This window comes from Terrimonas sp., from assembly GCF_003075435.1.
In the GTDB taxonomy this organism is placed as follows: Bacteria; Bacteroidota; Bacteroidia; order Chitinophagales; family Chitinophagaceae; genus Agriterribacter.
The window spans coordinates 25,912-37,434 of sequence record NZ_QCZJ01000041.1 but is presented as its reverse complement, the minus strand read 5'-3'; the positions used below and the strand labels follow the sequence as shown (position 1 = coordinate 37,434).

Sequence of the window (11,523 nt, the reverse complement as noted above, 5' to 3'; positions counted from 1 at the left end):
AGCTGTAAATCAAATAAGTTTATAATAATCCACAATTAAAATGTGGATTGTAAAAAGAAAAAAAGTAACAAAAAAAAGAAAAAGGGTAATAGTAGTAATAGTGTCTACTTTTTTCAGGACATGACAGGTTGCAAGCCGCACATATCACAATTTGAAAGCCTGTTGACCGCCGATAGCTGACAGCCATCAGCCCTACACCTTCTGAAAGAGGCTTAATAACTGGCTCGCTTTTAATTCATTATCAGCAGCCTGCGTCATATCGAACAGGAAATTGAGCTCTTTTTCGCTCAATACGATATTTACAGCACTGGAGGGGGTGGGTAAAATAATGCATTTACAGTTGCAGTCCTGCATAGGAACAAGTGCCTGCTTCTTCGCCGCTACTATTGCTACGAAAGTTTGGTATTGCTGCTCATCCAGCGTTAACATAATGGTTCCGAAGCTAACCTGGAAATGCATACATTCTTTGCATTGAATTACATATCCATCTTCATCGGCATACCAATTGGTGAATTGACACATGTATATAGGATTTTATATCCGGCAAATATGGCAACATTATCGTGGTATGATTTACTATAACGGAAATCTGGTTTTCGAAAAGCGGAAAGTTATCAGGATTCGTTAAGAATAGAAGATGAATAATTCTTTTTGATATTTACGAATTATTCGTAATTTGCTGTCAAATTCGTAAAAATGACTAAGCTCACGCCGCAGGAAGAGCAATTAATGATAGCTATTTGGAAAGTGGGAGAAGGGCATGTAAAAGCATATATGGAACATATTGAAAGCCCTCCCCCTTATACTACTGTGGCATCTACCGTAAAAAATCTTGAAAAAAAAGGATATATACAAGGGCGGCTTTTTGGTAATACGTATGTATACAAACCGGTTATTACAGAAGAAGAATATAAGAAAAAGTTTATGGGGAATGTAGTAAAGGATTATTTCAGCAATTCCTATAAAGAACTGGTGAATTTTTTTGTTGATCAGAAAAAGTTATCCGCCCAGGAGCTGAAAGACATCGTTAAGATGATTGAAGGAGGAAAGAAGCGATGAGCTATCAGCGGTCAGCCATCAGGTTTATCGCTGACAGCCAAACGCTGATAGCTGACCGCTGAAACCTGAAACCTGATACCTCAAATTTCAAATCACCCATGCCAACATTCATAGATTATATTATTAAACTCAATATTTGCCTTGCTGTGGTTTACCTGTTTTACCAGCTGTTGTTACGCAGGCTTACCTTTTATAACTGGAACCGCTGGTACCTGCTGGGATATACCATATTGGGTTTTATTATTCCCTTGATCAATATAATGCCTTCTTTACAAAAGCAGAAACTTGAAGGTGCTGTTATGCTGCAATGGATACCTGCTATTGGATTGGGGGCAGAAAGGCAAATGAGTTTCTTTGAATCACTCACATCGTGGGATTGGGTTATTGCCATGCTGGCTTTAGGGTCTTTGTTATTATTATTTCGTTTGATTGTAAGGTTAATTGCTTTTGCAAGAATGAAAGCGAAGGCACAGCTGCTTTCTGATGACGCAACAAAAATTTACCAGCTTGACGACAAGATCGCCCCTTTCTCTTTTGGCAGCGCTATTTTTATAAACGCTAAACTACATGATGCCACGGAGCTTGAAGAAATCATCCGGCATGAATTTGTGCATGTAAAGCAAAGGCATAGTATTGATATTCTCTGGTGCGAGTTGCTTTGCATCCTTAACTGGTTCAATCCTTTTGTTTGGCTGATTCGTCATAATGTGAGACAAAATCTTGAGTTTTTGGCAGACGATAAAGTATTGCAAAACGGGCTTGATAAAAAAGCATATCAATATTTGTTGTTAAAAGTAATAGGCAACCGCCAGTTTGCCTTCACCAATCATTTTAATTTTTCCTCTCTTAAAAAACGTATTGCTATGATGAACAGTATTAAAAGCGCAAAGTTGAATGTAATAAGATTTCTTTTTTTACTCCCGGTTATAGCTGTGTTGCTATTGTCGTTCAGAAACGAGATGAAAAAAGAAATTACACTTGTAGCCGGTAATGAAACAGTTAATCCTGAATTTTTGCTGTTAAAACCTGAAGCAGCAGAAAAGCCTGGAAACATAGTGTTGTCAAAGGAAAATATAATTACAGATACCATACCCGAAACAAAAAAGAAAGCTCAAAACCTGATTGGGGTTGTATCAGGCAAGGACGATTCTGTTGTGCATAAAAAGCCTTTATATATTATTAATGGTGTTGCGTTAAATGATGATAACTGGAATATAAATTCCGTTAATCCCAATATTATTGAAAGTATTGAAGTAATGAAAGAACCGTCGGCTGTTTCCCTTTATGGCGAAAAAGGAAAAAGCGGTGTCATTATCATCACTACTAAGCGACCTGGTAAAAACAGTTTGCAATTAAGAAATATGCCGGAAGAGGAGCCATTATATATTCTTGACGGAACTGTTGTTGCCCCCGGGACAATATATCAACTGGACCAAAATAAAATAGAAAGTGTTACGGTTTTAAAAAATGAGAATGCATTGTCGTTATATGGAGAAAAAGCAAAAAATGGCGTGGTGCAGATTGTTACAAAGAAAAATAATAATGCGATCGGAATAGTAAGCTCAACTGAAAATGGTCAGATCAGCATGAAGAAAGGCGACGTTGAAATAATTGCAGACTCAATATTTATAAGAGGGAAAAAAGAAAATATGAAGGATACGCTACCTTCAGGAGAGAAAGCTGTTGTAACGGTTGATTATTCAAATCGAGATCAGTATTTAGATCCAATTACGGTTACCGGGTATAAATCTGATAATAGTCTTCCAGAAAATATACCATCCGATGTTTATTATGTTTTAAACGGCAGGCATGTTTCTGAAAAGCAGGTAAAAAAGCTTACTCCAAATATTATAAAGAGCATTGATGTTTTAAAAGGAAACAGCGCCATAAAATTTTATGGCAAAAAGGCTAAAAACGGAGCAATAGTAATTGTTACGAGGTAGGTTCTACCCGGAGATAGCCGCAAAAAATATTGCTGTTGTATCTAATATTATAAACTCAGGCTGCTTTGTCTGCCTATATCGGATTTTTCTCCGGTAACAGCGCTTACAGCCGCTTTTAAAAATGTAACAAATTTATTGGTTTTGTTATCCCAGTAATGCGCATCACTGGTTTTCACTTTTAATACACGTATGCGTGGATCTTCCTTACCTTTTTCAAACCAGGTTTCAATCATTTTGTTCCAGTATTTTTCTATCCGCGATTTATCTTTTATTATTTGTGCTTCGCCGGATACGGATAAAAAATTATAATCTTTTACATCGGAATAAAGAAGAGTTATGTTATTGTCACACTGAAGATTTTTATACGTATCACTTTCTGAAGAAAATAAAAACCATATATTACCTTCTTCATCCACCTCCTGCCGGCTCATAGGAACCGCATGCGGATGACTGCTTCCCTGAACATTTGTACATACCATACCAATGTCTATTTTATCTACCAGGTTTTTTAACTTTTCAATTGCTTCCTGGTTATATAAATTTTCGTTGCTCATAATATAAGTATTTGTTGTGATCAATCGGAACGCTGTAATTGGAAGACAAATTTTATTCCACTTGAATTTGGAGTTTAAAATATTGAACTCGGATTACCGGAGCATGGAATTTATTGCTCAATATTTCCCGGAAACAAGTGGTAAGTCAACCAGATTAAGCAGGAGAGATTAGGTATTATACTCAAAAAAAGTGACAGCCTAAAGCTTAAAACCGAAGGCTTACTCTTCAAAGTAAACTCTTTGTACCCGCTGGGAAATACCTGTCATTAGTTCATAAGGAATAGTATTTGCCCATTGCGCAAGTGTGGTTACAGGCAGCGCATCTCCGAAGATGATGACTTCATCACCCTCCTGCACGCCGGGTATACCAGTAATGTCAACCATCGTCATATCCATGGCAATATTTCCTGTAACCGGAGCTAATTGTCCATGCACTAATATTTTACCCGTGCCATTACTGAAAATCCTGCGATAACCGTCAGCATACCCAATACGTATGGTGGCAATTGTACTTTCCTGCTCAATTTTACCCTTGCGTCCATATCCAACTGTTTCTCCCCCGGGTATTTTTTTTATTTGAGCGATGGTTGTTTTGAGGGTAGCCGCTTCGCGTAATTCAAGCCTTGGGGAATGAGTGGTATCAACACCGTATAGTCCTATGCCCAGCCTTACCATATCAAAATGCAACTGCGGGTGGCGGGCTATAGAAGCTGAGTTTGATATATGTCGCAGGAAGCTATATGGTAGTGCAGCCTGCAATTGCGTGTATGCTTTCCTGTAAGTTTCTACCTGCTGCAGGGTAAAATAATCCAGTTCAGGGTCTTCGCTTCCTGCAAGGTGGCTGAATACTGATTGTACTTTAAAAAAATTGCCGGTTGAAAGTATTTCAGCAAGCTCAGAAATTTCATTCAACTCAAACCCCAGCCTGTGCATGCCTGTATCAATTTTAAGATGAATGGGATAGTGTTGAATGCCCTGTGTTTTTAAAAAATCCAGGAACGTGTTTAAAATCGGGAAAGAGAATATCTCCGGCTCCAGGTGATATTCGGTTAACAATGCAAAACTTTCGGGCTCAGGATTCATTACCATAACAGGCAGGCTTATGCCTGATTTGCGCAGCTCCACACCTTCATCCGTATAGGCTACTGCGAGATAATCTATTTTTTGAAACTGTAATATATTGGCTATTTCAAAGCTACCGCTGCCATATGAAAAAGCTTTCACCATCGCCATAATTTTTGTGGATGGTTGTAATAACTGCTGGTATTGTTTAAGATTATGAATGATAGCAGTGAGATTTACTTCCAGCACAGTTTGATGTGTTTTTTGCTCCAGCAAACTGCTGATGCGCTCAAAGCCAAAAGCTCTTGCACCTTTAATCAGAATAGTTTCGTTGTGAAATGCGCTGCTATGAAAGTGTTGTATGAAATCATCTGTAGAAATAAAAAAGCCAGCGCTACTGCAAGCCTCGCGGAAAAGCGCCTGGTATTGCTGTAATTTGTTTCCTATACCAATAAAATAGCTTATTTTTTTTCTCTTTAATGTATTGGCTATTTCTTTATATAAATTTTCTTCAGCAATACCTGTTTCAAAAAAGTCAGAAAGTATAACGGTGCGCTTGTTATGCTGTTGCTGCTGTTGCAGAAAATCAAGTGCTATGCTCAACGAGCTGATGTCAGCTATATAACTGTCGTTAATAATAGAACAATTGTTGATGCCTTTCTTCATTTCCAGCCGCATGCCAACAGGTTTCAGCAACAGCATTCTTTCCGATATAGTTGCGTGATCATAGCCGAGTTTCAGTAAAACGCAGCAGCAGGTAATGGCATTTTCAATGGAGGCATCATCAGTAAACGGTAATTCAATATACAGAAGGCTTTTATCTCCGCCTGCCTTCCGCCCTACGCCTTCCGCTCTCCATCTTCCACCTTCAAGCTTCAAACTTATTCCTGTAGTGCCCTTTCTTTTCGCTATATCCAATACCTGTAAATCATTATATGCTTTCTTCCCCAAAAATATGCAAGGCAAATCAGCATTAACAATGGCGGATCTTACCAATTCATTATCGCCATTAGCTACCATCCACTGTACATTCGTGAATAGTTTCAGCTTTTCAGAAATTTTCTGTTCAATGGTTTCAAAATGCTCGCTGTGGGCATCACCAATATGCGTTAATATACCAATGGTGGGTTGTATGATACCGGTAAGATGCTGCATTTCGCCCGGAAGCGAAATGCCTGCTTCAAATATGCCCAGGGTATGTGTATTATTTAATTGCCAAACACTCAATGGAACTCCTATCTGAGAATTGTAGCTTTTCGGACTTCTGGCGATAGTATATTCTTTTTCAAGCAATGTGTTCAGCCATTCTTTTACAATGGTTTTTCCGTTGCTGCCGGTAATGCCTGTTACCGGTATATTAAATTGTGAGCGGTGCCAGGCAGTGAGTGTTTGCAATGCCTGCAAAACATTTGCTACCTGTATAAAATTTGCATCAGCATATGCGCTGCTGTTAAATGAATCATTGGTTATAAAGTTGCGAACGCCCCTGTTATATAATTCATCAATAAAGCTATCACCGTTCCTTCGAAAACCATCTAATGCAAAAAAAAGAGTTGTTGAGGCTTCTGTCAGTTTTCTACTGTCGGTAAGTAAATATTCGATGTGCGGCTCTTCTGCGCCTTTCTTCAGCTTTCCATGAACAATACCGGCTATATTACTGATGGTATAAGCACTTGTCATGATATGGCTCTAATCGAGATGATCGGGTTTTGCTCCCGGCATTTTACGTTTATGATAAATAGAATATACAATAGACGTAGCCAGGCTTGCAACAATAACGGCTAAAGAAATATAGATAGATATATGGATGTTAAAATATTCTATCAGCATTTTGATACCAATAAAAATCAGTACTACCGCAATGCCCTGCTGCAAATAATCGAACTGGTCTACCGCTCCTTTCAATAAAAAGAAAAGTGAACGTAAACCCAGTACCGCAAAAATATTGGAGGAATAAATCACCAGTATATCATCTTCAGAAAAAGGGATATTCGCTTTTTCTCTCACCAGTGAAACTACCGTAGGTATAGAGTCGAGTGCAAATACAACATCTATAGCAGCAAGCATCAGCACTACAATAGCCAGGTTGGTAAAATATACTTTGCCATTATGGTTGATGGTAAATCTGCCTTTAGGTTCTACGTTCGTAAAGCGTAAGTATTTTTGAATGAATTTGTATATTTTGGTTTCGCCGGGATTGAATTCTTCATTATCCTTTTGAAAAAAAAGTTTGTAGCCTGTGTATAGCAGGAAAAACCCAAAGAAGTATAATATCCAGTGAAATCTTTCAATTAATTCTATACCCAGCGCAATAAAGATCATACGGAAAACAATGGCGAGCAAAATGCCTATAAGCAGGGATCTTCCTGTATCTTTTTCTTCAACTTTGAAATAAGTAAAAATTAAAATAAACACGAAAATATTATCAATACTCAGCGACCACTCCATTAAATAAGCGGTAAAATATTTGGTAGCTACTTTTGAGCCATCTTCAAACCACAAAAAAATGCAGAATGCTACAGATAAGCCTACCCAAAAAAGCGTTTGATACAATGCTTTTTTTATCGTGATGGTAGTATTTTTCTTGCTCATCAGACCGAGATCAAAAATCAATGCAATTACCAGCACAATACCAAAAGTGAGATAAGAAATTTGTGTAGCAGTCATTTAAACAATTAAGATTTGTTGTCAAAGATAAGGGCTCGCTGTGGAAGCGGTATAAATTATTAGCTGTGCTTTTGAAAGAACAAAAATATGGGCTGATTGATCTGCCTGGTTAGAGACGGAATTTGATACGTTATCCGGGACATTCAGAAATAACGGGCAGATGCTCCTGCAAACATGCAACATAGTTAATAATTGTACAACCCTGCTTGCAGCAGGCAAACTTATTAGCTTATAATGACGATGGTTAAAGTTAGTATCTGCTAATTATTGGAACGAGATATAATAATGTAATAAGGTAGGGTTAAGCTAATAGCTCAGTACCAAGGGCGCGCAATAGAGGATATGATTATTGATGGGGTTTCACTACTTACTTTTAGTGAGGTTATTAAACAACCCCGTAAGCGGAAGTGAATTTAAAGATAGCAACTTTGCTTTACAACCGCCAATCTTATGACCTTAATAATAGGCAGATACCACAACCGCAGCCTTATTAGCTTATGTTGTCCCGTTTCAATGTTTTCTGATAATGTTTTAAAAACCTATTATATTCTTCTGCAAAGCTCATTTTTTGGTGATGGATGGGTTGATTAAGTATGTATTTACATACCCTGTCCACATCTGTTTCTGAAATAGAAAATGCAGATGCGGATTGCTGCTACGCAAATCTTTCCATACATAATTTATTATCGTGGATAAATTTTGCGGAACTGTCTGCTATAATAGTAAGCATTGTGTTCTCTGAGATCTTTGATAACGGGATACAAGAAGATGCACATGTTCAGGATTGGCGTAAATACTATATGTTTTTGAATTGTTGTTAACGATGCCCGTAATATACTTTTCTAACCTTTCGCGATAATTTTTGGCAATTTAAGGTGTACGGTTTTGCGTTATCAAAATAAAATGAGTGTAAAGATTGTAATATTCTATTTTCATGGCTAGCTATATTGAAGGTAATCAAGGCGAGTTAAGTGCTCGCCTGTCTGTTACTAAGGTAATAATGTTTTCTGATAATAAAATGTTTTAACAATATCCCCAAAAAATTAGTTGACCCTCCCTCATAATATATTTTCCTTATTGAATGCATTCATATATTTTTGCGCCACTGCCTAAATGTAGTTTTAATGGTTGATGTATTATTAGGTCTCCAGTGGGGAGATGAAGGAAAGGGTAAAATTGTTGATTTTTTTGCCCCGTCGTACGATATAATTGCACGCTTTCAGGGTGGACCCAACGCTGGTCATACCTTATATGTTAAAGACAAGAAAGTTGTATTACACCAGATACCATCCGGCATTTTTCATGAGGATACGGTTAATCTTATCGGTAATGGTGTGGTTCTTGATGCGGTTACACTGAAAAGGGAGTGCGAAACAGTAGCTTCTTTCGGTGTTGATTACGCAAAGAATTTATATATATCTGAGCGCACCAATCTTATTTTACCAACTCACCGTGCCCTTGATAAGGCTTCGGAGAATTTAAAGGGTAACGATAAAATTGGCTCAACACTTAAGGGAATTGGGCCTGCTTATATGGATAAAACAGGCAGAAATGCGCTGCGTGTTGGTGATTTGCTCGATAAGAATTTTACCACGCAGTATATAAAACTCCGTCTTAAACACCAGAAATTACTGGATAGTATGCATTTCCAGGAGGATATTTCAGCCTGGGAAGATGAGTTTTTTGAAGCGATTGAATTTATGCGCCGGTTTAAAATTGTAAATGGCGAATATTTCATTAATGATAAAATAGCGCAGGGTAAAAAAGTATTGGCTGAAGGAGCGCAGGGAAGTATGCTTGATGTTGATTTTGGAACTTTCCCTTTTGTAACATCATCAAATACAATATCTGCAGGTGTTTGTACGGGTTTGGGTGTTCCTCCGCAGAAAATTAAAGAGGTGATAGGCGTTACAAAAGCATATTGTACCCGGGTAGGTGGTGGTCCATTCCCCACTGAATTGAATGATGCAACAGGTGAGGAGCTTAGAAAAATTGGCAATGAATTTGGCGCTACTACCGGCAGACCACGTCGTTGCGGCTGGATTGATCTTGTGGCATTGAAATTTGCCTGTATGGTAAATGGTGTAACTCAGCTGGTAATGACAAAAGCCGACGTTCTGGATGCATTCAGCGACCTGCAGGTATGTACAGCTTATAATGTTAACGGAAAAGAACAGCAGCAGGTTCCTTACCAGATGACGAAAGTGAATATTGAACCTGTATATAAATTACTTAAAGGGTGGAATAAAGATGTTTCCAAGATGAAAGATTACAGTGAACTGCCTGATGTAATGAAGACTTATGTATCCTATATAAATGAATATCTGGGAGTAAATATTACATATATCTCTAACGGACCTGGCAGGGAACAATTGATTCCGGCAAAGTAATTGGGCGTATTTTCAGGCTGGAAAAAAATTTTTCCTGAAATTATTTGGCTATTTAAAAAAGTCGTAGAAAATTTACGTTGTTAATTCATTCAGACTATGGCAAAATCTGAAAAACCAAAAAAAGGTACAGTAAAGGGCACATCAAATGAAGATGTGAATAAACCCGCGAAAGGTTCATCAAAACCAAAAAAGAAAGAAGAGGAAGATGATGACGATGATGATGATTTGGAGTTTGATGAGAAACCTGCAAAAAAAGGAGCAAAACCAGCGGCTTCAAAATCTAAAAAAGATGATGATGACGATGATGATGACGCAGAAGATGTAGAAGATGATTGGGAAAAAGTAGATGAAGAAGATAGCTGGGATCCTGACTTTGACGAATTTGATATACCCAAGTCAAAATCAAAAAAATCATCTGGCGGTGGTAAAAAAGGCAAAGATGATGACGATGATCTGGGCATTGACGATGAGTTTAAAGACATGGGACTGTTTGACGATGGCGGCGGCAGGTTTGATGACGACGACGATGATTACTAATTGTTTTTCGTGAAAAGAACATTCCGTTCCTTTTCTATACAAGATTTTATTAAAACAAAAATGCAGATGTTGTATTGGGCAAACCAGTTCAACATCTGTTGTTTTTTGGATGATCACCAATATAAAATGCCAGGTCATACATTTGAATGTATACTGGCTGTTAATAGTATTGCTGATGTAAAAGCCAATGCAGGCAACGCTTTTCAGCAACTTGATCTTTTTCTCCGGCAGAATGATGATTGGTGCTTCGGGCATTTAGGGTACGACCTTAAGAATGAGCTGGAGAACCTGCACTCAAAAAATGCCGACTATATTCAGTTTCCTGATCTTTTCTTTTTTGTGCCTGAAACCGTTGTTATTTTAAAAGAAAGCGAGCTGGTAATAGGTGTTTGCGGTGACAATCATCTGGCGATAGCTTCAGCTATTACCGGCAAACCTGTTGGTAATGTAAAAAGAAATACAAAAGCACCGGTTAAGGTTAACAGCAGGTTCTCTAAGAAAGATTATATCCAAACTATAGCTGCAATCAAAGAACATATTTTACGGGGTGATTGCTACGAGCTGAATTTTTGCCAGGAATTTTATATTGATATTATTGATACGGATCCGCTGGATCTGTATATGTCATTAAGTAAGGAATCTCCCAACCCTTTTTCCTCGTATTATAAGCTGAATGATAAATACCTGCTATGCGCCAGCCCTGAACGGTATATAAAGAAAACCGGCACTGCTATTATGTCTCAACCTATAAAGGGAACGACCAGGCGAAATATTGTTGATGATAAAGTTGATTTTGAGCATAAGATTGCGTTGCAAAACAGCAGTAAGGACAGGTCGGAGAATATAATGGTTGTGGATCTGGTAAGAAATGATCTTTCAAAAATCTGTAGGGAAGGCAGCGTAAAAGTCAGCGAGTTATTTGGTATATATGCATTTCCGCAGGTATATCAAATGATTTCTACGATAAGCGGAGAAATAGGTGCGGATGTATCAGTTACAGATATATTCAGTGCTACTTTTCCCATGGGCAGCATGACCGGTGCGCCCAAAAAAAGGGTAATGGAACTGATAGATGAATATGAAAAGACAAAACGGGGTGTCTTTTCCGGCGCGGTGGGATATATATCTCCGGAGAGGAATATGGATTTTAATGTTGTTATCCGGAGTATGCTGTATAATGCCACATCACGGTATTTATCATTCCAAACCGGCTCGGCTATTACTTATTATTGTAATGCTGAAAGTGAGTATGAGGAATGTTTGCTGAAAGCTGCTGCAATAAAAAAAGTGCTGAATCAGTAATCCAGCACT

General features: G+C 38.0%; 9 protein-coding genes. 5 read left to right on the top strand and 4 right to left on the bottom strand.

What is annotated here, in order from left to right; genetic code table 11:
• Positions 1-192: 192 nt before the first annotated feature.
• Positions 193-522 (bottom strand): DUF6686 family protein, encoded by a 330-nt coding sequence (locus DC498_RS24600; RefSeq protein ID WP_116876782.1) that lies wholly within the window; start codon positions 520-522, stop codon positions 193-195.
• A 174-nt stretch (positions 523-696) separates the two neighbouring features.
• On the opposite strand from DC498_RS24600, the gene DC498_RS24595 reads away from it, so the two are divergent.
• Positions 697-1,059 carry a BlaI/MecI/CopY family transcriptional regulator gene (locus tag DC498_RS24595; protein ID WP_116876781.1) on the top strand — a complete coding sequence of 121 codons (363 nt, stop codon included), beginning with the start codon at positions 697-699 and terminating at the stop codon, positions 1,057-1,059.
• 98 nt (positions 1,060-1,157) lie between these two features.
• Positions 1,158-3,002, top strand: coding sequence for a TonB-dependent receptor plug domain-containing protein (locus tag DC498_RS24590; protein ID WP_116876780.1), 1,845 nt, complete (start codon positions 1,158-1,160; stop codon positions 3,000-3,002).
• Between the two features lie 47 nt (positions 3,003-3,049).
• Here DC498_RS24590 and DC498_RS24585 read toward each other — a convergent pair whose 3' ends face one another.
• From DC498_RS24585 to DC498_RS24575, 3 genes are all read right to left on the bottom strand, one after another.
• Positions 3,050-3,556, bottom strand: coding sequence for a pyridoxamine 5'-phosphate oxidase family protein (locus DC498_RS24585; RefSeq protein WP_116876779.1), 507 nt, complete (start codon positions 3,554-3,556; stop codon positions 3,050-3,052).
• A 219-nt stretch (positions 3,557-3,775) separates the two neighbouring features.
• Positions 3,776-6,298 carry a bifunctional UDP-N-acetylmuramoyl-tripeptide:D-alanyl-D-alanine ligase/alanine racemase gene (locus tag DC498_RS24580; protein WP_116876778.1) on the bottom strand — a complete coding sequence of 841 codons (2,523 nt, stop codon included), beginning with the start codon at positions 6,296-6,298 and terminating at the stop codon, positions 3,776-3,778.
• A gap of 9 nt (positions 6,299-6,307) precedes the next feature.
• Entirely contained in the window at positions 6,308-7,285 is a 978-nt protein-coding gene (locus tag DC498_RS24575; protein ID WP_116876777.1) for a TerC/Alx family metal homeostasis membrane protein, read from the bottom strand.
• A 1,124-nt stretch (positions 7,286-8,409) separates the two neighbouring features.
• On the opposite strand from DC498_RS24575, the gene DC498_RS24565 reads away from it, so the two are divergent.
• The 3 genes from DC498_RS24565 to DC498_RS24555 all read left to right on the top strand — a co-directional run bounded on the left by DC498_RS24565 (position 8,410) and on the right by DC498_RS24555 (position 11,514).
• On the top strand, positions 8,410-9,675 hold the full coding sequence (locus tag DC498_RS24565; protein WP_116876775.1) for an adenylosuccinate synthase: 1,266 nt from the start codon (positions 8,410-8,412) through the stop codon (positions 9,673-9,675).
• A 96-nt stretch (positions 9,676-9,771) separates the two neighbouring features.
• Complete coding sequence (locus DC498_RS24560; protein WP_116876774.1) at positions 9,772-10,212, top strand: hypothetical protein; 441 nt, start codon at positions 9,772-9,774, stop codon at positions 10,210-10,212.
• 9 nt (positions 10,213-10,221) lie between these two features.
• On the top strand, positions 10,222-11,514 hold the full coding sequence (locus tag DC498_RS24555) for an anthranilate synthase component I family protein (RefSeq protein ID WP_116876783.1): 1,293 nt from the start codon (positions 10,222-10,224) through the stop codon (positions 11,512-11,514).
• The last annotated feature ends 9 nt before the right edge of the window (positions 11,515-11,523 follow it).

Coding starts and splice junctions, on each gene's coding strand:
- DC498_RS24600 (WP_116876782.1), bottom strand. CDS start 522: ATGTGTCAATTCACCAATTGGTATGCCGATGAAGATGGATATGTAATT.
- DC498_RS24595 (WP_116876781.1), top strand. CDS start 697: ATGACTAAGCTCACGCCGCAGGAAGAGCAATTAATGATAGCTATTTGG.
- DC498_RS24590 (WP_116876780.1), top strand. CDS start 1,158: ATGCCAACATTCATAGATTATATTATTAAACTCAATATTTGCCTTGCT.
- DC498_RS24585 (WP_116876779.1), bottom strand. CDS start 3,556: ATGAGCAACGAAAATTTATATAACCAGGAAGCAATTGAAAAGTTAAAA.
- DC498_RS24580 (WP_116876778.1), bottom strand. CDS start 6,298: ATGACAAGTGCTTATACCATCAGTAATATAGCCGGTATTGTTCATGGA.
- DC498_RS24575 (WP_116876777.1), bottom strand. CDS start 7,285: ATGACTGCTACACAAATTTCTTATCTCACTTTTGGTATTGTGCTGGTA.
- DC498_RS24565 (WP_116876775.1), top strand. CDS start 8,410: ATGGTTGATGTATTATTAGGTCTCCAGTGGGGAGATGAAGGAAAGGGT.
- DC498_RS24560 (WP_116876774.1), top strand. CDS start 9,772: ATGGCAAAATCTGAAAAACCAAAAAAAGGTACAGTAAAGGGCACATCA.